Source organism: Micromonospora sp. 15K316, from assembly GCF_004348525.1.
In the GTDB taxonomy this organism is placed as follows: Bacteria; Actinomycetota; Actinomycetes; order Mycobacteriales; family Micromonosporaceae; genus Micromonospora.
In genome coordinates, this window is the sequence record NZ_SMKG01000008.1 from 38,251 (window position 1) to 59,984 (window position 21,734).

Consider the following 21,734-nt stretch of genomic DNA (forward strand, 5'->3'; position numbering starts at 1 on the left):
AGAATCGTCAAGGGATTGACCTCACCCCGACTTCAACTCGCACGATCGGTGACATGCCGAAGTTCCGCACCGCCGTACCGCACCTGCGTATCGCCCGCCCGAGCCGCGACCTGGCCGCGGCCGAGCGCTTCTGGGTCGACGGCCTCACCCTCGACGTGCTCTGGCGCTCCACCGCCGGCGGGCCGGACGAGCACGACCTGCTGATGCTGGGCTGGCCGGACGCGCAGTGGCACCTGGAGCTGGTCGCCGGAGGCGCACCCACCCCGACGCCGACCGAGGAGGACCTGCTCGTGCTCTACCTGGACGGGCCGGTCGACGAGGACCTGGTACGGGAACTGGAACGGGCCGGCGGGACGAGAGTCTCCGCCGGCCCGTACTGGGACCGCTGGGGGGTGACGCTGACCGACCCGGACGGCTACCGCCTGGTGATCAGCACCCGGGGCTGGTCGAACCGGTGAGCCCCCGAGCTCTACTTCTTCGACACCAGGGCGCGGGCGAAGAAGGCCAGGTTCGCCGGGCGCTCGGCGAGACGGCGCATCAGGTAGCCGTACCACTGGTCGCCGTACGGGACGTAGGTCCGCAGCGTGTAGCCCTCGCCGACGAGCCGGGTCTGCTCCTCCGGCCGGATGCCGTAGAGCATCTGGAACTCGAACCGGTCCGGCCCCCTGTCGAACCAGCGCGCCCGGTCCTCGCCGATCGCGATCAGCCGCGGGTCGTGGGTGGCCAGCATCGGGTAGCCCTCGCCGGACAAGAGGATGTTCATGCAGCGGACGTAGGACTTGTCCACCTCCAGGGTGGACTGGTAGGCCACCGACTCCGGCTCGTTGTAGGCGCCCTTGCAGAGGCGTACGCGGGAGCCCGCCGAGGCCAGCTCCCGGCAGTCCGACTCGGTCCGCCGCAGGTACGCCTGGAGCACCGCCCCGGTCGACGGGTAGTCCTTGCGCAGCCTGCCCAGGATCTCCAGCGTCGAATCGGTGGTGGTGTGGTCCTCCATGTCCAGGGTGACCGTCGTACCCGCCGCGTCCGCCGCCGCGCAGATCGCCCGCGCGTTGTCGTAGGCGAGCTGCTCGTCGAACATCTGCCCGAGCGCGGAGAGCTTCACGCTGACCTCGGCCGCCGGGGTGAGCCCGGCCTCGCCGAGCAGCCGCAGCAGCGACAGGTACTCGTCCCGGGTGGCGTTGGCCTGATCGGGGGTGACGGTGTCCTCGCCGAGGTTGTCGAGAGTGACCGCGAGACCGTCGTCGACGAGCGCACGGGTGGCGTGCAGCGCGTCGTCGGTCTTGGCGCCGGCCACGAACCGGCGGACGACGTCCCGGGTGAACGGGGCCGTCGCGACGAGCCGCTCGACCTGGGATGACCGGGAGGCGGCGAGGATGACGGAACGGAGCATGAGCCGAGGGTAACGCCCGCTCGGAGCGTGTCGCCGAGGGGCGGCCGGCAGCTCGGGCGGGGCGGGTACGGGAGCCCCCGTGGAGACCGGCGGCGACGCCCGCCCCGCACCGCGCTACATCGACGCGCCACGTGGCGTCCCAGTCGTCTACCGTTGTGGGCGTGAACTTCGACGCGTACGCCCGGACCGGCGTTGACCTCGTCAACGCCCGCCTGGACGACCTCGACGACCTGCGGGCCCTCTTCCCCGAGACCAGCGCCTGGATGCGCGAGGAGGTCGCGGACCGGGACCTGGCGATCTTCCGGCGGGCGCAGAAACGCCTCCGCGACGTCTTCGACTACGGCACCTCCGGTCGGGACGCGGACGCGGTGGCGGAACTCAACGCGCTGCTCGAGGCGTTCCCCGTGCAGCCGCGCATCTCCGGCCACGACTCCAGCGACTGGCACATGCACGTGACCAGCCGGGGCGCCTCGGTGAGCGCGGAGTACCTTGCCGGCGCCGTCTGGGGCCTCTCGGTCTGGCTGTGCGAGTACGGCAGCGCCCGGTTCGGCGTCTGCGCCGACGACCGCTGCGGCAACGTCTACCTGGACACCTCGTCGAACTGCTGCAGGCGGTTCTGCTCCGAGCGCTGCGCCACCCGCTCGCACGTCGCCGCGCACCGGGCACGCAAGCGGGCCGCGATCGGCGAGCAGCAGGCGGCCGTCGCCGCCCAGCCGGTGCCGGCCGACTCGCTCACTCCCGTCAGCTGAACTCACCGCCCCGCGCGGGGTGCCGTCGCCGACGGCGCCCCGGCGGGCGGATCAGACCACCCGGGCCCGCTCTCGACGGCCTCGGGCGGAAGTCAGGCGTCGACGGGGGACGGCGTGATCAGGTGCTGACGGGCGAAGCCCAGCGCGTCGCGCAGGTCGGCCTCGCGTACCGCGCGGCTGCGCGCGCCCCGCGTCGACACCTCCACCGCCACCGAACCGGTGAAGCCCCGCCCCGCCAGTGACCGCAGCACCTCGGCGCAGGGCTGGGTGCCCCGCCCCGGCACCAGGTGCTCGTCGCGCCCCTCGCCGGTGCCGTCGCCGAGGTGCACGTGCGCCAGGGCGTCGCCCATCCGATCGGCCATCTCCATCGAGTCGGTGTGCGACGCGGCGCAGTGCGACAGGTCGAGCGTGTACGCCGGATAGCCGGTCTCCGTCGGGTCCCACCCGGGCACGTACGGGACGAACTGCCGGCCGGCCATCCGCACCGGGTACATGTTCTCCACGGCGAACCGCAGATCCGGGTAACGGGCGGCGATCTCGGCGAGCCCCTCACGAAAGTTGCGGGCGTAGTCGCGCTGCCAGCTGAACGGCGGGTGCACCACGACCGTGGGCGCCTCCAGCGTCTCGGCGAGCTCGGCCGACCGGCGCAGCCGCTCCCACGGATCGGGGCTCCACACCCGCTGGGTGACGAGCAGGCAGGGCGCGTGGACGGAGAGCACCGGCACGCCGTAGTGCTGGGCCAGGCCGCGCAGCGCGCCGCCGTCCTGGCTGACCGCGTCGGTCCAGACCATCACCTCGAGGCCGTCGTAACCGAGGGCCGCGGCCAGCTGGAAGGCCGCCGCGGTCCGCTCCGGGAAGACCGAGGAGCTGGAGAGGAGCACCGGGACTCGGGACGTCACATCAGTCAGCGTAGCTCCGTCCCGCCTGCCACACATGGTGACGAGCGAGCACAAAGCGGCCCTACCGTGCCGGTGTCCTCAACGCGGGCCGAACTGGTCGAGCCGGCGCAGGATGACACCCTCCCGCAGGGCCCAGGGGCAGATGGCGAGCTTTTCGAGGTCCAGCTTCCGCATGACCGCCTCGGCGACGACCGCGCCGGCGAGCAGCTGGTGCGCCCGCCCCACGCTCACCCCTTCCAGCTCGGTGAGCTGCCGGGGCGGGATGAGCCGGATGAAACCGATCACCTGGCGCAGCCCGGTACGGGTGAGGCTGCGCTTGGCCCAGACGCCCGCGCCGGAGGGGGCCGCCCCGGCCAGTCGGGCCAGGGTCCGGAACGTCTTCGACGTACCGACCGGCCGTTCCCAGCCCACCTCGACGATCTCCTTGACCACCGGGTCGAGCTGCGCGTCGACGTACTCCCGCAGCTCCTCCACCGCCCGGGCCGACGGTGGCGCGTCGTCCTCCGGCGACACCCGCAGCCGTTCCCGGGTCAGCCGGCCGGCGCCCAGCGGCAGCGAGACGGCCGACGTCGGGTCCTCGTCGATCCCGGCGGCGATCTCCAGGGACCCGCCGCCGATGTCCAGCAACAGCAGGCGCCCCGCCGACCAGCCGAACCACCGCCGGACGGCGAGGAACGTCAGCCGCGCCTCGTCCGCGCCGGGAAGCACCTCCAGGCGTACGCCTGTCTCGTCGCGGACCCGGGCCAGCACCTCGCTCGCGTTGGTGGCGTCCCGCACGGCGGAGGTGGCGAACGCGATGAGGTCGTCGGTGTTCAGGCCGGTGGCGGCCGCCTTGGCCATGCTCACCGCCCTGACCAGCATGTCGGCACCGGCCTCGGTCAGCGCGCCGTCGGGACCGAGCTGCTCGGCGAGGCGCAGCACCACCTTCTCCGAGTGCGCCGGCCAGGGGTGCGCGCCATGGTGCGCGTCCACCACCAGCAGGTGCACCGTGTTGGAACCGACGTCGAGGACCCCCAGTCGCATGGTTCGACCCTAGGCCAACACGTTTCCTCGGCTCGCCGGCCCGGACGCTCCACCGCGCGTACGCTGGGCCGGGTGACGATGGAGCTCCGCGTGCTGGTGGACGACCCGGGTGACCCGCGCAGCCGCGAGGTGCCGCTGGATTTCCCCCGGGAATGGCTCGAGTTCACCGATCCCGCCGACGAGACCCACCTGATCCGGGCCGACCTCACCTGGTTGCTCTCCCGTTGGACCTGCATCTTCGGCCAGGGTTGTCACGGCATCATCGCCGGCCGGGCCGCCGACGGCTGCTGTTCGCACGGCGCCTTCTTCACCGACGCGGACGACGAGAAGCGGGTACGCGCCGCCGTGAAGCGGCTCACCCCGGAGACGTGGCAACACTTCCGCCGCGGCTTCAAGAACTGGACCGAGAACGACACGGTCGACGGCAAGACCCCGGCGCGCCGGACCGCCACCCGCGCGGCGGACGCGCCCTGCGTCTTCCTCAACGAGCCCGACTTCGCGGGCGGCGGCGGCTGCGCGCTGCACGCCCAGGCGCTGCGCGACGGGGTGCACCCGCTGGAGTACAAGCCGGACGTGTGCTGGCAACTGCCGATCCGCCGGGACCAGGACTGGGTCAAGCGGCCGGACAACACGAAGGTGCTCGTCTCCACCCTGTCGGAGTTCGACCGGCGGGGCTGGGGCGCCGGCGGGCACGACCTGGACTGGTGGTGCACCTCCTCGACGGACGCGCACGTCGGCACCGAGCCGATGTACATCTCCTACGGTCCGGAGCTCACCGCGCTCATCGGCGCCCCGGCCTACGCCAGGTTGGCGGAGCTCTGCGCGGCCCGGTCCCGTCAGGGCCTGGTGGCCCCGCACCCGGCCGACGGCAACTGACCGCCCAGCCGAGTGGCCGCGGCCGTCAGCCGCATCGCGGTCCACGGGAACTGCCGAGGGGCACGACGGGGACTCCGCCGGGCGAGCGCGGAGCGGAGCGTCGGTCGGGCACGCCGGGGGCGGGCTGATCGGTCCGGCTGATCGACTCGACGTGCCGTGATCTCGGGGTGTCCGCGATGGCGGTTACCCCGACCCGCGGGAAGGCGTGACGGGGCCCGCCACCGAGCGAGCCCCGTCCGCCGTTCGTCGATCAGGGCTCGAACTTGTAGCCCAGGCCACGCACGGTGACGATGTAGCGCGGCGCCGACGGCTCCGGCTCGACCTTCGAGCGGAGCCGCTTGACGTGCACGTCCAGGGTCTTGGTGTCGCCGACGTAGTCGGCACCCCAGACCCGGTCGATGAGCTGCCCCCGGGTGAGCACCCGCCCGGCGTTGCGCAGCAGCAGCTCCAGCAGCTCGAACTCCTTGAGCGGGAGCTGCACCGCGCCGCCGTCCACGGTCACCACGTGACGCTCGATGTCCATCCGGACCGGGCCGGCCGCCAGCGTCGGGGTGCCCGACTCGGCCGCCTCGGGGGTCTGCCGGCGCAGCACGGCCCGGATCCGGGCCACCAGTTCGCGCGGCGAGTACGGCTTGGTGACGTAGTCGTCGGCCCCGATCTCCAGGCCGACCACCTTGTCGATCTCGCTGTCCCGCGCGGTGACCATGATGATCGGCACGTGCGAGCGCTGCCGGAGCTGACGGCAGACCTCGGTTCCCGACATTTCGGGCAGCATCAGGTCGAGCAGCACGATGTCGGCCCCGGTCCGGTCGAACTCGGTCAGGGCCGACGGACCCGTCGCGGCGACCGAGACCTCGAAACCCTCCTTGCGGAGCATGTAGGACAGGGCGTCGGAGAACGACTCCTCGTCCTCGACCACCAGTACGCGGCTCAACGGGTTTTCCTTTCCATTGCTGTCAGACCTGCCGAAGCTCGGGTGAACCGGGCTCGATCCCAGCCCCCGGCAGTGTCGTCAGAAGGTCCTCCGGGGGACGGGCGGGCAGCCGGAGGGTGAACGTCGACCCACCACCAAGAGTGCTCGACACATCCACCCGTCCGCCATGGTTGCTCGCGATGTGTTTCACGATGGCCAACCCCAGCCCCGTCCCCCCGGTGGAACGGGAACGTGCCTGGTCCGCGCGGTAGAAGCGCTCGAAGATCCGGTCGACGTCGGTGGGGGCGATGCCGATGCCCTGGTCGGTGACGGCGATCTCGACGTGTTCCTCGCCACCGCGCGTCTCGATCCGCACCTTCGTGCCGTCGGCCGAGTAGTTGATCGCGTTCTCGACCAGGTTGGCCACGGCGGTGGCGAGCTGGCTGTCGCTGCCGTAGACGGTGAGGCCCCGTTCGCCCTCCACCAGCACCTCGATCTCGCGGGCGGAGGCCGTGGTGCGCGTACGGTCGACGACCTCGGCGACCACCCACTCCACCGAGACCGGCTCGGGCGCGGGCTGCGGCTCGGCCCCCTGCAGGCGGGTCAGCTCGAGCAGTTCCTGCACCAACCGGCCGAGCCGGGTGGATTCGTGCTGGATGCGCTCGGCGAAGCGGCGGGCGGCGACCATGTCCTCGGAGAGGTCCGGTGCCGCGTCGGTGGCCGGCTCCGTGGCGTCCAGCAGCGCCTCGGCCAGCAGTTGCAGGGCGCCGATGGGCGTTTTCAGCTCGTGGCTCACGTTGGCCACGAAGTCGCGCCGTACCCGGGCCAGCCGGTGCGACTCGGTCACGTCGGCGGCCTCCACGGCGATGTAGCCGGCGCCGACCCCCATCGCCCTCAGGTGCACGCCGAGCGGATTGTCCCCGGCGTTGTCGCGGCCCCGGGGCAGATCCAGCTCGATCTCGCGCCGGATGCCCGTGCGCCGCACCTGACCGGCGAGGGTACGGATCAGCGGGTGCGCCGCTATCGAGCCCGGGCTGGCGCCGGTGCGCAGCAGACCCATCGCCCGCGCGGCGGGATTGACCAGAACGGGGACGTCGTCCGGGTCCAGCACGACGACGCCGGCCCGGAGGGAGTCGATCGTACGGCGGCCGAGCCCAGCCTGCGGATCGTCGGCTATCGCGGGCCTCCCCCTGCTCACGAGGGAACTGCCGCCCCCCGTCGACTTGTCGCGGCGACTCCGCCTCGACCGGATCCCGGCCAGGAAGATGCCGGCGACCACTCCGGCCGCCAGTGCCACGGCCACCACGACCGCCACCGCCCAATCCACCTGGCGATCGTAGGGTCATTGTTAACCTGACTACCGCCCAGAAAGGGATGAATCAGGCTCGCTTACGGCAAAATTTACGTAACCGTCGGGCGTCGTTCACCGTGGTTCATTTCGGGTCCGCCCGTGCGCCCTACCGTGGTCGGCACACCGCTCAATCCTGCGCCGGCTCCGGCCGGCCACGACCCCCACAGGACGTGACAATGCGCGACGAGTTCCGGGCCGATCTACACCTCGTGAGCCAGTTGTTGGTGGACATGGCCGAGGGGGTCCGGTCCGCCATGCGGCAGGCTACCCGGGCCCTGCTCACCGCTGACCGGCAGGCGGCCGAGACGGTCATCGAGCGCGACGCCGAGATCGACGGCCTCTACCGGCACGTCGAGGAGCGGGTCTGCGACCTGCTGGCCCGGCAGGCGCCGGTCGCCTCCGACCTGCGTGCCATGATCACCGCCCTGCACGTCGCCGCCGACCTGGAGCGGATGGGCGACCTGGCCGACCACGTGGCGAAGACGGCGCTGCGCCGGCACCCCTCGCCCGCCGTACCGGCCGAACTGCGCCAGATCTTCACGGACATGGACTCCACCGCCGACCGGATGGCCGGGAAGATCGCCTCGGTGCTGGCCAAGCCCGACGCCGACATCGCCGCCGAGCTCGACCGCGACGACGACGCGATGGACGAGCTGCACAAGGGCCTCTTCGGCGTACTGCTCGGGGAGGGCTGGCCGTACGGGGTGGAGACCGCGATCGACGCCACCCTGCTCGGCCGCTTCTACGAGCGCTTCGCCGACCACGCGGTGAACGTCGGCGAGCACGTGGTCTACCTGATCACCGGCGAGCAGGCCACGCCGACCGCCTGAGCCGGGAACCATCAGCCGCGAACGGGCCCCTGCCACACGGCGGGGGCCCGTTCGACGCACCGGGCGAGCTCAGCGCCCCTGGTTGGCGACCGCGGCGGCGGCCTCCTTGGCGGCGTCCGGGTCGAGGTACGTCCCGCCGAGGACCTGCGGACGCAGGTGGGGGTCCAGGTCGTACCGGAGCGGGATGCCGGTGGGGATGTTCAGCTTGGCGATCGCCTCGTCGGAGATCTGGTCGAGGTGCTTCACCAGGGCGCGCAGCGAGTTCCCGTGCGCGGCCACCAGCACCGTACGGCCGGCGAGGATGTCCGGCACGATCGAGTCGTACCAGTACGGGAGCATCCGCTCCACCACGTCCTTGAGGCACTCGGTACGCGGCATCAGCTCGGTGGGGAGCAGCGCGTACCGCGGGTCGCCGACCTGGGACCACTCGTCGTTGTCGTCGATGGGCGGCGGCGGGGTGTCGTACGAGCGGCGCCAGAGCATGAACTGCTCCTCGCCGTACTCGTCGAGGGTCTGCTTCTTGTTCTTGCCCTGCAGGGCGCCGTAGTGCCGCTCGTTGAGCCGCCACGACCGGCGCACCGCGATCCAGTGCCGGTCGGCGGCGCTCAGTGCCAGCTCGGCGGTACGGATCGCCCGGCGCAGCACGCTCGTGTGCACCACGTCCGGCAGCAGGTTGTGTTCGCGGAGCAGCTCACCGCCGCGCCGCGCCTCGGTCTCCCCCTTGGCCGTCAGGTCGACGTCCACCCAGCCGGTGAAGAGGTTCTTGGCGTTCCAGTCGCTCTCGCCGTGCCGCAGCAGGACCAGCGTCCCGACGGTGGGCCCCTCACTCGCAGTCATGCGGATCATCCTGCCGCACGCCGCGACCGGACATGCCGGGACCCGTCGTGACGACCACCACGTGGAAAAGCTGATGACCGCGCCGCCGGCCGACCACTAGGTTGTAAGGCGCTTAGGATACGTCGGTCATTACCAACACGGGGGCGGTCGCGGATGCGGACGGTGCGCAGCTGGTTTCAGGACACGGCGGGTGGGCTCCCGGCACGGTTCTGGTACCTCTGGACCGGCACGCTGATCAACCGGCTCGGCTCCTTCGTGCTGGTCTTCCTGGCCATCTACCTCACCCAGGAACGTGGCTTCTCGGCCTCCCAGGCCGGCCTGGTCATCGGGCTCTGGGGCGTCGGCGGCGCGGTCGGCACCACCATCGGCGGCACGCTCGCCGACCGCTGGGGCCGCCGGCCCACGCTCTTCGCCGCGCAGCTCGGCGGGGCCGTCATGATGCTGGGGCTCGGCCTGGCCCGGCCGCTCTGGGCGGTCGCCCTGGGCGCGCTGCTGCTCGGCGCGTTCGCCGAGGCGGCCCGCCCGGCGTTCGGGGCCATGATGATCGACGTGGTGCCGGAGAAGGACCGGCTGCGGGCCTTCTCGCTCAACTACTGGGCGATCAACCTCGGCTTCGCCTGCGCGGCCGTGCTCGCCGGTTTCGCCGCCCAGGCCGGCTACCTGCTGCTCTTCGTGATCGATGCGGCGACCACGCTGGTCACCGCGCTGATCATCTTCACCCGGGTCGGTGAGACCCGCCGGGCCCGGCCGGTCAGCAAGGGCGCCGCGGCCCCGACTGGCGCGCTGCGGACCATCCTCACCGACCGGATCTTCCTCGGCTTCGTGGCGCTCAACCTCTTCGCCGCGCTGATCTTCCTCCAGCACATCTCGATGCTGCCGATCGCGATGGGTGACTCCGGGCTGAGCCCGGCGACGTACGGCACGGTGATCGCGCTCAACGGCGTACTGATCGTGGTGGGTCAGCTCTTCGTGCCACGGCTGATCCGGGGCCGGAGCCGGTCACACGTGCTCGCCCTGGCCGCCCTGGTGACCGGTGTCGGTTTCGGCCTCACCGCGTTCGCCGACGCCGCCTGGTTCTACGGGCTCACCGTGCTGATCTGGACGCTCGGTGAGATGCTCCAGTCCCCCTCCAACGCGACCCTCATCGCCGAACTCTCCCCCGCCGAACTGCGCGGCCGCTACCAGGGGGTCTTCTCCCTCTCCTGGCAGATCGCCGGCGCTGCCGCGCCGATCCTCGGCGGGCTGGTCCGCGAGCACGCCGGCAACAGCACGCTCTGGGTGGGCTGCGCGATCCTCGGCGGGGTGATGGCCGTCGCGCACCTGGTCTCCGGTCCGGCCCGGGAGCGGCGGGCCGTCGCGCTGCGCCGCGCCGCGACACCGGCCGAACCGGTCACCGTCATCGAGCCGCCCGCGCCGCAGGCCGCCGAGGCCGCGGCGATCGCCCCCGCCGAGCCGGTGCGCACGAACTGACCGGCGCGACACCGGCCGATGGTGGACGGCCGGCGGCCGATCCCGCCCCCGCTCGGGCGCGGGTCGGGTCGGTCGTCGACCTTCCGATACGGTCGGGCAGAAACGGTTAAGAAACCGAACTGTCTGGAGGACGGTTGCGAGCCCTGCGGCGCTGGTGGGACGAGACCGCGGGCGGCCTTCCCGCCACCTTCTGGTACCTCTGGGCCGGCATCCTGATCAACCGGGCCGGCGCGTTCGCGATGCTCTTCCTGTCGCTCTACCTCACCGAGGCGCGGGGTGCCAGCGAAGCGCTCGCGGGCCTGGTGGTCGGGGCGTACGGAGCCGGCGGGGCGGTCGGTGTGCTGCTCGGCGGCGTACTCGCCGACCGCTGGGGCCGGCGGGCGACCCTGCTGGCCGCTCACCTGATCACCGCCGGTCTGATGGTCGCGCTCGCCCTGAGCCGGCACCTCCTGCTCATCGCGGTGCTCTCCGCGCTGGTCGGGGTGGTGCACTCGATGCCCAGCCCGGCCTTCGTGGCGGCGATCGTCGACATGGTGCCGGAGCGGCGCCGCTCACGCGCGTTCAACCTTCAGTTCTGGGCGTTCAACCTCGGCATGGCGGTCGCCTCGCTGCTGGCCGGCGTACTCGCCGAGGCGAGCTTCCTGGCGCTCTTCCTGGTCGACGCCGGGGCGACGCTCGCCACCGCCCTGGTGATCGCGTCTAAGGTGCCCGAGACGCTACGCCGGCCCGACCCCCGCGTCGAAGATCTCCGGGCCGGCACGGCACCGCGCGGTGCCCGGCGTCCGGGGCTGCGCACGGCGCTCACCGACCGGATCTTCCTGACCTTCGTCGGGCTCACCTTCGTGCTGGCCGTCCTGACCATGCAGACGTCGACGATCATGCCGCTGGCGATGCGTGCGGACGGACTCGAACCGTCGGCGTACGGGCTGGTGGTGGCGCTCGGTGGCGCGCTGATCGTGCTCGGCCAGCTCTTCGTACCCCGGCTGATCGACGGTCGGCGCAAGGGCCGGGTCCTCGCGACCTCCACCGGGCTGATGGCGATCGGCTTCGGGGCGTTGACCGTCGCCGACGAGTTGGCGTTCTACCTGGGCGCGGCCGTCGTCTGGACGGTCGGCTCGATGCTCGCGGCCCCGCCGAACGCGCAGATCAACGCCGACCTGGCCCCGCCTGAACTGCGCGCCCGCTACCAGTCGGTCTTCTACCTGACCTTCCCCGCCGCGTCGTTCGTCGCGCCCACCCTGGGCGGGGTGAGCCTGCAGTACCTGGGTTCGGCCCACTGGCTCGTCGTGGGCGGGCTCGGTCTGCTCGCCGCGGTCGGCCACCTGTTCGCCGGGCCGCCCCGGGAACGCCGCGTCGCCGCGCTGACCAGGAGCACGGCGTCCGGACGGACTGCCGCTGATGAGCCGTTGCGGGGCGCGGGGCCGGAGCCGGCGGACGACCGGATCCGGACCGCCTGAACCTCACATCTGACGCGAGAGACGCGGAGTGCCCACCACGCCCTCTGGCAGCGGTGGGCACTCGCGCACTGGTGGGGCCGGCGGCGGCGGGCAACACTCACCCCCGTAAGCGTCGCCCGCTCGCGCCGCCGGTCCAAACAGGTGGGCACCGTCCCCCAACGGTTGATCCACCCGTCCCCTCGCGCCTCGCCTGGTGCGCGGATCTGATCGATCCGCCGCTCCCCCGAACGTTTCCAAGCGTGGCGCGGCGCAATAAAGCTAATTCGCCCGGATTACGGTTTCAACCCAGACCGGCTGTTCCGCCGGTCACAGCGCGCAGTCGTCGCTGCTCCGGGCCACGTTCTGTGGCAACAGCGCATACCCGTCGGGCATTCCCACAAACCCGTCACCCGTCCTCGCGGTCCGGCGACTCGGTACGGAAGAAGTTGCTCTGCCGCCCGTCGCGCAGCTGCTCCTGGTAGATCAGGTTCAGTCGCCGTAGGTCGAAGGTGTGGAACCAGTCGTCCCAGGTGATCTCACGGATCCGGCTGCTCTCCCGGTAGCCCGGGATGTTGAACGTGAGCACCGACACCCGGCCCTCCCGCTCGGTGCCCGCGATGGTGGCGGGCTTCGCCCCACGTTCCCGGGCCCAACGCATGATCACTTCATGGTTGCTGGTCACCAGGCTGCGGCCCGGACGCTCCGGCCGGTCCATGAGTGACGAGATGACCTGCGAGGATCGCGCCGAGCGAGCGGTTCCCCGTCCGGTACGGATGCCACCGCCGGTCGCCTTCGCGGCCGTGCCGGACCGGCTGGTGGTGCTCTTCCGGGCCGGCGCGGTCTTCCGGGCGGCGGCCGCCTTGCGGGCCGGTGCCGTCTTCTTCCCGGGCGCCGTCTTCCTGGCCGCGGCCGTCGTGCGGGCGGGCGCCGTCTTCCTCGCGGCCGTCGTCTTCTTCGCCGCCGTGGTCTTCTTCGCCGCGGTGGTCCTCTTCGCCCCGGCGGTCTTCTTCGCGGCCGTCGTCTTCTTCGCCGCGGTGGTCTTCTTCGCCACGGTGGTCCTCTTCGCCGCAGCGGTCTTCTTCGCGGTGGCCTTCTTGACCGCGGCCTTCTTCGCCGGCGCGCTCTTGTTCGCGGGTACCGCCCGCGCACGGCCCGAGGCCGCCTTGGCCGCCCGTCCGGCGGCCGCCTTCTTCGTGGCCGACGCCCGCCCGGCGGCGCGGGTCGCGGCGGCCCGGCCGGCCGGCCCGGTGGCCTTGCGCGCGGCCCCGCCGGCACCCCGGCCCGCCCGCATCGCCCTCGCCAGCTCCTTCACCAGCTCCGGCTTACGCAGGGCGCTGATGCCCGAGACTCCGTACTTACGGAGCCGACCGCGGAGGTCGTCCACCCGCATCCGGGAGATCTCCGACTCGGAGATCATGGGTGTGTTCGGGCTCTGGTTCCCCGCCCGCTGCCTGGTCCTGGTCGCAGTCCCGCCGCGACCCGAGCTGTTCCGCTGAGCCATGAGACGCTCACGCTCCTCGACAGATGGTCCTCGGCGCGCGGCGTGTCCCAACCTGCCGCACCGCGCGGTGCGGCATACCCCTCAGGACGGCTCCGAACCACCGGACGGCTCGAAGAGGTGAGCGAAGGCGGCAAGGTTCGCGGTGGATTCGCCGCGCTTGACCCGCCACTCCCATTCCCGCCGGATCGAGCTGCCGAAGCCGATCTCCAGCATCGTGTCGAAGGACTCGTCGGCGTAGGTCAGCACCGCCCCGAGCAGCCGGTCCAACTCCTCGGCGTCGACGCCGGCCGGGTTGACCCGCCCCGTCAGGTAGACGTCACCGACGGCGTCGATGGAGAAGGAGACGCCGTACATCCGCGCGTTGCGTTGGAGCAGCCAGGCCCACAGCTCCTCGCGCCGCTCGTCGGGCTGGCGCATCACGAACGCCTCGATCCGCAGCGCGTGCTCGCCGACGATCAGGTTGCAGATCGTCTTGAGCTTGTGGGTGCCGGGCAGGGTCACCGCGTACGAGTGCGGGCCGGTCGGCTCCCAGGCCAGCTCCCGTTCGTCACAGACCGACTCGATCAGGGCCGCGAGATCGCTCTTCCCGTTCACCGGACCCACTCTACGGTCGCGCCGGTCACCCCACCCGGCGCCGCCGGGCCGTCCGGCCGCCGCCGGCCGGAGCCCGCCCCGCGCGGCCTCACCAGGTGCAGGAGAAGGCGGCGTCGCAGGCGAGCCGCGCGGCGAGGCGTTCCCGGTGCGCGGCGACCGTCTCGCCGTACACGTCGAGCAGGTTGGCGACCGTACGGTCCCAGGAGAAGCGCCGGGCCTGCCGCTCGGCGCCGCGCGCGAGGGTCCGTCGCAGCGCCCGGTCGGGCAGCAGCCGCGCGAGCGCACGGGCCCAGTCGACCGGGTCGTGTCCGTCGATGAGCACACCGCTGACCTGGTCGCGGACGGCCGTCACCAGGCCACCCACCGCGGCGGCCAGCACCGGCGTACCGCACGCCTGGGCTTCCAGGGCGACGAGGCCGAACGACTCGTTGTGCGAGGGCACCGCGACGAGGTCGGCCGCCCGGTAGAGGGCGGGCAGGTCGTCGCCGGTCTGCGGCGGCAGGAAGTGGATCCGGTCGGCGACGCCGAGCGAGGCGGCCAGCTCCATCAGGGCGGCCGGGCGGTCCAGCCCGCTCCCGCTCGGGCCGCCACAGATCACCACGGTCATCTGCTCGGCGAGCGCGGGATCCCGCTCACGCAACGCGGCGGCGGCGCGGACGAGCACGTCCGGCGCCTTCAGCGGCTGGATCCGGCCGACGAACGCCACCAGGTACCCGCGGGTGGGCAGGCCCAGCCGGTACCGGGCCGCGACGGTCCCCTCGTCCGGGTCTCCCGGAACGGGACGGAACCGGTTCAGGTCGACGCCGGGCTGCACGACCGCGACCCGGTCCGGAACGGCGGCGTACCGCGCGATCAGGTCGTGGGCCTCACCCCGGGTGTTCGCCACCAGCCGGTCTGCCTCGGCGACCACCTGCTCCTCACCGATCACCCGCGCCTTGGGCTCCGGGCGGTCGCCCGCCGCGAGCTGCGCGTTCTTGACCTTCGCGAGGGTGTGGGCGGTGTGCACCAGCGGTACGCCCCACCGCTCCTTGGCCAGCCAGCCAACCTGCCCGGAGAGCCAGTAGTGCGAGTGGATCAGGTCGTAGTGGCCCGGCGGGCGGGCCGCCTCGGCGCGGAGCACTCCGGCGGTGAACGCGCAGAGCTGACCGGGCAGCTCCTCCTTGGTGAGCCCCTCCAGTGGCCCGGCGGTGATGTGCCGGACCGTCACGCCCGGCGCCATCTCGACCACCGGAGGCAGGTCGCCGGAGGTGGCCCGGGTGAAGATCTCCACCTCGACGTCGGCCTCGGCCAGCCGGCGGGCGACCTCCAGGATGTAGACGTTCATGCCGCCCGCATCGCCGGTGCCGGGCTGGTGCATCGGTGAGGTGTGCACCGAGAGGGTGGCGATGCGCCGGGGGCGCGGCCACGGCTGATTACGTCGTTGACGCCCGACGCCGGTGTGCAGTTCCGCCACGTCCGCTCCCCTGCTCACGGTTGATGCCGTCTCGCACTACCGGCGCTTGGGACAACCCGTACGCCGGATGTCATCTTCCCGATAGAGCCAGGGAAATGCGCGTGGACGCCCGGTCGGCGTGACGGACCTCATGGTGAGCCTCGACACGTGCGGGCGCGCGGCCGACCCCGGCGAAGGCGACAATGGCCGGATGACCTCTGTCGCCATCGTCACCGGAGCGTCGAGCGGGATCGGCGCGGCCACCGCCCGCCGACTCGCTGCCGAGGGTTTCCACGTGCTCGCCGCGGCCCGGCGTACCGATCGGCTGGCCGGCCTGGTCGCCGAGATCGAGGCGGCCGGCGGGCGGGCGACGGCGGTCGCCTGCGACGTCACGTCGGACGAGTCGGTGGCCGCCCTGGCCGAGGCGGCCGAGGCCACGCCGGGTCCGGTCACCCTGCTGGTGAACAATGCCGGCGGCGCGCGCGGGTTGGACCCGGTGGAGTCCGGATCGGTCGACGACTGGCAGTGGATGTACGACGTGAACGTGCTCGGCACGCTCCGCGTCACCCAGGCTCTGCTGCCGGCCTTGGAGGCGTCCGGAGCCGGGACCATCGTGGTCGTCTCCTCGACGGCCGGGCTCGTCGTGTACGAGGGCGGCGGCGGCTACACCGCGGCCAAGCACGCGCAGACGGCGATCGCCGGCACGTTGCGGTTGGAGCTCAACGGCCGACCGGTCCGGGTCATCGAGATCGACCCGGGAATGGTGAAGACCGAGGAGTTCAGCCTGGTCCGGTTCGGCGGTGACGCGGAGCGGGCCGAAGCGGTCTACGCGGGGGTTCCCGAACCGCTGGTGGCCGAGGACGTGGCGGACTGCGTGGCGTGGTGCGCCACCCGCCCGCACCATGTCAACGTCGACCGGCTGGTGGTCCGGCCGTTGGCTCAGGCCGCGCAGCACAAGGTGCACCGCGTCGGCCGGTGAGGGGCGAGCGGTGAGCCGGGCCGACGAGCCCCGAGACGGCGTACGGGCGTGACTCGGCGGCGGTCATGGCGATGACGGCGCCCGGGCGGCGTCGGCCGTACGGCGTGATCACCCGGGGCACGACCAACCCGAACCGGCTGCGCCGGGTGGACAACTGGGTGGTGGCCACCTGCGGCGACCTGCTCCGCGACGCGGCCGACCCGCTGGTGGTGGACCTCGGCTACGGCGCGACCCCGATCACCGCCGTGGAGCTGCGCGCCCGGCTGGCCGCCGGGGTGCGACCCGACGTACGGCTGGTCGGGTTGGAGATCGACCCGGAGCGGGTGGCCGCCGCCGCCCCGGCCGCCGACCCGCCGGGGCTCACCTTCGCGCGGGGCGGGTTCGAGCTGGCCGGTCTGCGTCCGGTGCTGGTCCGGGCGCTCAACGTGCTGCGCCAGTACGACGAGGGCGAGGTGCGCGAGGCGTGGCGGACCATGACCGCCGCGCTGGCACCGGGCGGGCTGCTGGTCGAGGGCACCTGCGACGAGCTGGGCCGGTTGGGCGGCTGGCTGCTGATCGACGCCGACGGTCCGCGTTCGCTGACCCTGGCCGCCCGGCTCGCCACCCTGGAGACCCCCGCCGTACTGGCCGAACGCCTGCCGAAGGCGCTGATCCACCGCAACGTGCCGGGTGAGCGGGTGCACGCCCTGATCCGGGCGCTCGACGACGCCTGGCGGGCCGCTGCAGGCTATGCCCCGTTCGGTCCGCGGCAGCGCTGGCTGCACGCCGTCCGGTCGTTGCGGGACGGGGGCTGGCCGCTGCTGGACCGGCCCGCGCGCTGGCGTCTCGGCGAGCTCACCGTCCCCTGGTCCGTGGTCGCCCCGGCGTAGCGGGGGTGCGGGTGGCCGCCCCGCCCGGTGGCCGCCCGATTCCTCAGGTGGCGATCTTCTGCATCGCCGCGGCGAGTTGCTTGAGGTCCAGCCCGGCGAGGTGATCGATGAAGTGCCGGCGCGTGGCGATCAGGTTGGTGGGCCAGGCCTGTTCCAGGCGGGCGAAGCCGGCGTCGGTGAGGACGGCGTTCCACACGCGGGCGTCCTGATCGCTGCGGACCCGCTGGACGAACCCCTGTCCCTCCAGCCTCTGCACGACCCGGGTCATGCCGCTGAGGGAGAGCTCGCAGATGGTGGCGAGCTCGCTCATCCGCAGTTGCCGGTCGGCGGCCTCGGAGAGGTGCATGAGGGTGAGGTACTCGATGAGCGGGAGCCCCTGCTCGCGGAGCATCGCGGCGTCGATGGCCCGGGGCAGCGCGTAGATCACCCGCTGCAGCGCCCGCACGACGGCCTCTTCGTCCGGATTGAGGGGCAGAACCCCTTCTGGGAGTTCCGGTGGGTTCGATGTGACGCTGGACATGCACCCACAGTACTTGCTTGACGAAGCAATTGCTCGCCTTATAGTTGCTTGGTCAAGCAAGGACTCCACTCGGGGTCCCGCACGAGGAGGAGACCGGGATGACCAGGATCGGAATCATCATCGGCAGCACGCGGCCGGGTCGCGTCGGCGAGCCCGTGGCGCGCTGGGTGTACGAGGTCGCCAAGGAGCGCACGGACGTCGAGTTCGAACTCGTCGACCTGCTCGACTACAAGCTGCCGCACCTGGACGAGATCTACCCGCCGGCCATGGACCAGTACCAGCAGCCGCACACGCTGGAGTGGGCGGACAAGATCGCTTCGTTCGACGGGTTCGTCATCGTGACGCCGGAGTACAACCACTCGACGTCCGGCGCGCTGAAGAACGCGATCGACTTCCTCTACAAGGAGTGGAACAACAAGGCCGTCGGGTTCGTCAGCTACGGCTCGGTGGGTGGCGCCCGCGCGGTCGAGCACCTGCGGCTGATCGCCGGTGAGCTGCAGCTCGCCGACGTCCGTTCCCAGGTCGCGCTCTCGCTCTTCACCGACTTCGAGAACTTCAGCGTCTTCAAGCCCAACGACTTCCAGCGTGACGCGCTGAACACGACCCTCGACCAGGTCGTGGCGTGGAGCCGGGCGCTCGCGCCGCTGCGCGGCAAGTAGTCCGGCCGGAGAGCCGTTCACCCGATTTATGCGGTACGGGCGTGGCCGGTCGGTCACGCCCGTACGCGCTTCTCCACCACCCGCCGGCCCGCCCCGACCGGGCCGGGGCAGGGCGGGTCAGATCGTGCAGTTGATCAGGACCGGCTCGGGGTGGAGGGTGACGCCGAAGCGGCTGTGGACGCCGTCGCGGATCTCCCGGGCCAGCGCGACCAGGTCGGCGGCGCTCGCCCGGCCGCTGCGGTTGGTCAGCGCCAGGGTGTGCTTGCTGGAGATGGCGACCCCGCCCGGCCCCGGGTACCCCTTGCCGAACCCGGCCTTGTCGATCAGCCACGCCGCGCTCAACTTGACCATGTCACCCGGGCAGGGCCACGAGGGCGCCTCGGCCAGGTCCGCGGCCCGCTCGCGGAACAGCTCGTACGCCGTCCGGTCCAGCACCGGATTGGTGAAGAACGAGCCGACGGAGCGGGTGTCCGGGTCGGCCGCGTCCAGCACCATGCCCTTGCCGGCCCGCAGGCGCAGCACCGTCGCGCGCGCGTCGGCCAGCGGCACCCGGTCCCCCACCTCGACGCCGAGGGCGCGGGCCAGCTCGGCGTAGCGCACCGGACCCGACAGCGGCGAGCGGGCGAGCCGGAAATCGACCGAGAGCACCAACCATCGGTCGCTGTACTTGAAGATGCTGGACCGGTAGGCGAACCCGCAGTCGGCGGCGTCGATCCGGCCGGCGACGCCCTCCACCCGGTCGTACACCTCGACGCCGGTGATCGTCTCGGCGACCTCCTGGCCGTACGCGCCGACGTTCTGGATCGGCGTCGCCCCGGTGGAGCCCGGTACGCCGGAGAGGCATTCCAGCCCCGACCAGCCGTTGGTCACGGTTGTGGCGACCAGTTCGTCCCACGGCTCGCCGGCCTCGACCCGTACGGTCACCGTGTCGGCGTCCTCGGCGACCACCTTGAGCCCTCGCGAGCGGACGAGCACCACCGTGCCGGGGAAGCCCGCGTCCCCGATCACGACGTTGCTGCCGCCGGCGAGGACCAGTACGGGTTCGTCCCGGATGCCGGCCTCGCGTACCGCTCGTACGATCTCCTCGGCGCTGTTGCCCGGCACGATCCGGCCGGCCGATCCGCCCATGCGCAGTGTGGTGTAGCTGGCCAGGGCTCTCACGTCGGTCGCGTCGACTCCGGTTGTCGGCTGGGCGTAGACGTCTGACACACCCTTCACCCTAGGCTGAGGGGTAGCCACGGCACCCACTGGTAGCCGGGTCACCCCCGGGAGGATGGCGATGAGCAGACTGCATGGCACGAAGGACTTCTGGATCGGTGCGCTCCGGGTGGAGGGGCCGGCCTTCGCGGCGGCGGTGGCCGAGGCGCCGCCCGAGACACCCGTGCTCTCCTGCCCCGGTTGGACCGTCGCCGACCTGACCCTGCACCTCGGGGGCTTCTACCACTGGATCTCCTCGTTCGCGGGCTCCGGAGTCACGAGCGCGCCGGCGGAGCGCCCGGAGCGGGGCGAGCCGGGCCCGGGCGTCACGCCGTTGCAGTACTGGCAGCAGGGGTACGACAGGCTGATGGCCGTCCTCGAGGGAGTGGATCCGGAGGCGTCGGCGTGGAACTGGGCGCCGCAGCCGAAGAAGGCCGGTTTCTGGCCGCGCCGGGCGGCGCACGAGACCGCGGTGCACCGCTGGGACGCCCAGCTCGCCATCGCCGCCGGTGAGCCGGTCGAGGCGAAGCTCGCGGCCGACGGGGTGAGCGAGGTGCTGGACACCTGGCTGCCGGCGGGCAAACGACGCACTCCCGGGCAGTGGCACGGCGTGGTGCAGCTGGTCGCGGCGGACGCGGCGCAGCAGTGGTACCTGCGGTTGCGGGGTGAGGGCGTCGCGCTGCTCGACACCGACACGATCCTCGACCACGACGAGCACCGCGCGCGGGCGTTGGTCAGCGGCACGGCCAGCGATCTGCTGCTCGCCCTCTGGGGTCGGGTCAGCTTCGACACCCTGGACGTGACCGGCGACCGCAGCCTGCTGGACGGCCTGCGGGTGAGCTGATCTTCGGGAGAGCGCTCTCTTGACATGCGTCGTGGCACGGATCACCCTGTCGGAGGGCGCTCTTCCAGATCAACACCGACCACCGTTTCCGGCCGACCTGGAAAGGGGTCCGACGAACCACCGGACCATCGGCGGGATCACGGAAGGTGCGGTCGAGGCGTGACGGACTTGGGTGCGACGACGCCACGGTGGTGGCGATGAGGACGGCGGGACGGCCGACGCTGGAAGCGGTGGCCCGGCGCGCCGGCGTCTCCCGGGCCACCGTCTCCCGGGTGGTGAACGGCTCCACCACCGTCGCCGAGGAGATCCGGGAAGCGGTCCACCGGGCGGTCGCCGAGCTGGGCTACGTGCCGAACCTCGCCGCCCGCAGCCTCGTCACCCAGCGGACCGACTCCATCGCGCTTGTCATGCCGGAGGACGCGAACCGGGTCTTCTCCGACGACCAGTTCTTCCCCGGCATCATCCGCGGGGTCAGCCAGGAGCTGGAGGCGGCCGACAAGCAGCTGGTCCTGATGCTCGCCGGCTCACCGGCCGGTCGTGAGCGGGTCGCCCGCTACACCACCGGCCGGCACGTCGACGGCGTGCTCTTCGCCTCGCTGCACGCGGCCGACCCGCTGCCCGCCCTGCTGGCGCAGCTCGGCATCCCGGTCGTCTGCAACGGCCGGCCGCTCGACGGCGCCGGGCTGCCCTATGTGGACGTCGACCACGTGGGCGGGGTGAGTCGCGCGGTCCAGCACCTCATCGACGGCGGGCGGCGGCGGATCGCCACGATCGCCGGGCCGTCGGACATGGTGGCCGGGATCGAGCGGCTCGCCGGGTACCGGCAGACGGTGGCCGCCGCCGGGCTGGCGGAGCGGGTGGCGACCGGCGACTTCACCCGGGAGTCGGGCGCGGCGGCGATGCGGGACCTGCTCGACCGGCACCCCGACCTGGACGCGGTCTTCGTCGCGTCCGACCTGATGGCGCAGGCCGCGCTCCGTACGCTGCGCGAGGCGGGTCGCCGGGTACCGGACGACGTCGCCGTGATCGGCTTCGACGACACCGAGACCGCCGCCTACACCGAACCGCCGCTGACCACCGTCCGGCAGCCGATCCAGGAGATCGGACGCCAGATGACCCGGCAACTGCTCCGGCTCGCGGCCGGGGAGACCGTCGAGCCGGCCCTGGTGCTCTCCACCGAGCTGATCCGGCGCGACTCCGCCTGAACGGGCGCGCGTCGACGCCGTTCGCGCTCCGCAGGCGTCCCCGGCGACGCAGTCGGCCTGTTCCGGCAGCCCGGTAAATCGGTCGAGGCGCCGTTCAGGCACCGGTACCGTCGCGAGATGATCACACCCGCGCGCCCGGTTCCCGTGCCCGTCCTCGCCG

22 protein-coding genes are annotated in these 21,734 nt (G+C 72.3%); 11 read left to right on the forward strand and 11 right to left on the reverse strand.

Features of this window, described 5'->3' with window-relative positions; all coding sequences use genetic code 11:
• Positions 1-53: 53 nt before the first annotated feature.
• Positions 54-458, forward strand: a complete 405-nt coding sequence (locus E1211_RS03880) for a VOC family protein (protein WP_132345439.1) — start codon at positions 54-56, stop codon at positions 456-458.
• An 11-nt stretch (positions 459-469) separates the two neighbouring features.
• On the opposite strand, the gene E1211_RS03885 is transcribed toward E1211_RS03880, so the two are convergent.
• Entirely contained in the window at positions 470-1,390 is a 921-nt protein-coding gene (locus E1211_RS03885) for a proline dehydrogenase family protein (RefSeq protein WP_132345441.1), read from the reverse strand.
• Positions 1,391-1,551: 161 nt separating this feature from the next.
• Between E1211_RS03885 and E1211_RS03890 the strand changes: the two genes are divergently transcribed.
• Complete coding sequence (locus E1211_RS03890; protein WP_132345443.1) at positions 1,552-2,139, forward strand: CGNR zinc finger domain-containing protein; 588 nt, start codon at positions 1,552-1,554, stop codon at positions 2,137-2,139.
• Positions 2,140-2,231: 92 nt separating this feature from the next.
• On the opposite strand, the gene E1211_RS03895 is transcribed toward E1211_RS03890, so the two are convergent.
• A complete protein-coding gene (locus E1211_RS03895) occupies positions 2,232-3,038 on the reverse strand; it encodes a sugar phosphate isomerase/epimerase (RefSeq protein ID WP_132345445.1) in 807 nt (268 codons plus the stop codon).
• 78 nt (positions 3,039-3,116) lie between these two features.
• Complete coding sequence (locus tag E1211_RS03900) at positions 3,117-4,061, reverse strand: Ppx/GppA phosphatase family protein (RefSeq protein WP_132345447.1); 945 nt, start codon at positions 4,059-4,061, stop codon at positions 3,117-3,119.
• A 78-nt stretch (positions 4,062-4,139) separates the two neighbouring features.
• Here E1211_RS03900 and E1211_RS03905 point away from each other — a divergent pair, with 78 nt between their 5' ends.
• Complete coding sequence (locus E1211_RS03905; protein ID WP_132345526.1) at positions 4,140-4,937, forward strand: hypothetical protein; 798 nt, start codon at positions 4,140-4,142, stop codon at positions 4,935-4,937.
• A 250-nt stretch (positions 4,938-5,187) separates the two neighbouring features.
• On the opposite strand, the gene E1211_RS03910 is transcribed toward E1211_RS03905, so the two are convergent.
• Complete coding sequence (locus E1211_RS03910) at positions 5,188-5,871, reverse strand: response regulator transcription factor (protein ID WP_076466807.1); 684 nt, start codon at positions 5,869-5,871, stop codon at positions 5,188-5,190.
• A 22-nt stretch (positions 5,872-5,893) separates the two neighbouring features.
• Positions 5,894-7,102, reverse strand: coding sequence for a sensor histidine kinase (locus E1211_RS03915; protein ID WP_371686122.1), 1,209 nt, complete (start codon positions 7,100-7,102; stop codon positions 5,894-5,896).
• A 275-nt stretch (positions 7,103-7,377) separates the two neighbouring features.
• Here E1211_RS03915 and phoU point away from each other — a divergent pair, with 275 nt between their 5' ends.
• Positions 7,378-8,031, forward strand: a complete 654-nt coding sequence (gene phoU / locus E1211_RS03920; RefSeq protein ID WP_132345449.1) for a phosphate signaling complex protein PhoU — start codon at positions 7,378-7,380, stop codon at positions 8,029-8,031.
• Positions 8,032-8,100: 69 nt separating this feature from the next.
• Here phoU and E1211_RS03925 read toward each other — a convergent pair whose 3' ends face one another.
• The gene (locus E1211_RS03925) at positions 8,101-8,868 is read right to left on the reverse strand and encodes a phosphoglyceromutase (protein WP_132345451.1); all 768 of its coding nucleotides are present in this window, start codon (positions 8,866-8,868) and stop codon (positions 8,101-8,103) included.
• Between the two features lie 153 nt (positions 8,869-9,021).
• Between E1211_RS03925 and E1211_RS03930 the strand changes: the two genes are divergently transcribed.
• Entirely contained in the window at positions 9,022-10,338 is a 1,317-nt protein-coding gene (locus tag E1211_RS03930) for an MFS transporter (protein WP_132345453.1), read from the forward strand.
• Positions 10,339-10,472: 134 nt separating this feature from the next.
• On the forward strand, positions 10,473-11,795 hold the full coding sequence (locus tag E1211_RS03935; protein WP_132345456.1) for an MFS transporter: 1,323 nt from the start codon (positions 10,473-10,475) through the stop codon (positions 11,793-11,795).
• 385 nt (positions 11,796-12,180) lie between these two features.
• On the opposite strand, the gene E1211_RS33845 is transcribed toward E1211_RS03935, so the two are convergent.
• From E1211_RS33845 to mshA, 3 genes are all read right to left on the reverse strand, one after another.
• On the reverse strand, positions 12,181-12,825 hold the full coding sequence (locus tag E1211_RS33845) for a hypothetical protein (protein ID WP_371686123.1): 645 nt from the start codon (positions 12,823-12,825) through the stop codon (positions 12,181-12,183).
• Positions 12,826-13,356: 531 nt separating this feature from the next.
• Entirely contained in the window at positions 13,357-13,869 is a 513-nt protein-coding gene (locus E1211_RS03945; RefSeq protein ID WP_132345460.1) for a YbjN domain-containing protein, read from the reverse strand.
• 88 nt (positions 13,870-13,957) lie between these two features.
• On the reverse strand, positions 13,958-15,322 hold the full coding sequence (gene mshA, locus E1211_RS03950) for a D-inositol-3-phosphate glycosyltransferase (RefSeq protein WP_132345462.1): 1,365 nt from the start codon (positions 15,320-15,322) through the stop codon (positions 13,958-13,960).
• Between the two features lie 190 nt (positions 15,323-15,512).
• Here mshA and E1211_RS03955 point away from each other — a divergent pair, with 190 nt between their 5' ends.
• Both E1211_RS03955 and E1211_RS03960 read left to right on the forward strand, forming a co-directional pair.
• Positions 15,513-16,280 carry an SDR family NAD(P)-dependent oxidoreductase gene (locus E1211_RS03955; protein ID WP_132345464.1) on the forward strand — a complete coding sequence of 256 codons (768 nt, stop codon included), beginning with the start codon at positions 15,513-15,515 and terminating at the stop codon, positions 16,278-16,280.
• 71 nt (positions 16,281-16,351) lie between these two features.
• Complete coding sequence (locus E1211_RS03960) at positions 16,352-17,149, forward strand: class I SAM-dependent methyltransferase (RefSeq protein ID WP_132345530.1); 798 nt, start codon at positions 16,352-16,354, stop codon at positions 17,147-17,149.
• Between the two features lie 43 nt (positions 17,150-17,192).
• Here the strand turns inward: E1211_RS03960 and E1211_RS03965 are convergent, their stop codons facing one another.
• A complete protein-coding gene (locus E1211_RS03965; protein ID WP_132345466.1) occupies positions 17,193-17,669 on the reverse strand; it encodes a MarR family winged helix-turn-helix transcriptional regulator in 477 nt (158 codons plus the stop codon).
• Positions 17,670-17,767: 98 nt separating this feature from the next.
• Here E1211_RS03965 and E1211_RS03970 point away from each other — a divergent pair, with 98 nt between their 5' ends.
• Positions 17,768-18,328 (forward strand): NADPH-dependent FMN reductase, encoded by a 561-nt coding sequence (locus E1211_RS03970; RefSeq protein ID WP_132345468.1) that lies wholly within the window; start codon positions 17,768-17,770, stop codon positions 18,326-18,328.
• Positions 18,329-18,445: 117 nt separating this feature from the next.
• On the opposite strand, the gene E1211_RS03975 is transcribed toward E1211_RS03970, so the two are convergent.
• Positions 18,446-19,537 carry a UDP-N-acetylmuramate dehydrogenase gene (locus tag E1211_RS03975; protein ID WP_132345470.1) on the reverse strand — a complete coding sequence of 364 codons (1,092 nt, stop codon included), beginning with the start codon at positions 19,535-19,537 and terminating at the stop codon, positions 18,446-18,448.
• 70 nt (positions 19,538-19,607) lie between these two features.
• Between E1211_RS03975 and E1211_RS03980 the strand changes: the two genes are divergently transcribed.
• Both E1211_RS03980 and E1211_RS03985 read left to right on the forward strand, forming a co-directional pair.
• A complete protein-coding gene (locus E1211_RS03980; protein WP_132345472.1) occupies positions 19,608-20,369 on the forward strand; it encodes a maleylpyruvate isomerase family mycothiol-dependent enzyme in 762 nt (253 codons plus the stop codon).
• 197 nt (positions 20,370-20,566) lie between these two features.
• Complete coding sequence (locus E1211_RS03985) at positions 20,567-21,574, forward strand: LacI family DNA-binding transcriptional regulator (protein ID WP_132345474.1); 1,008 nt, start codon at positions 20,567-20,569, stop codon at positions 21,572-21,574.
• The last annotated feature ends 160 nt before the right edge of the window (positions 21,575-21,734 follow it).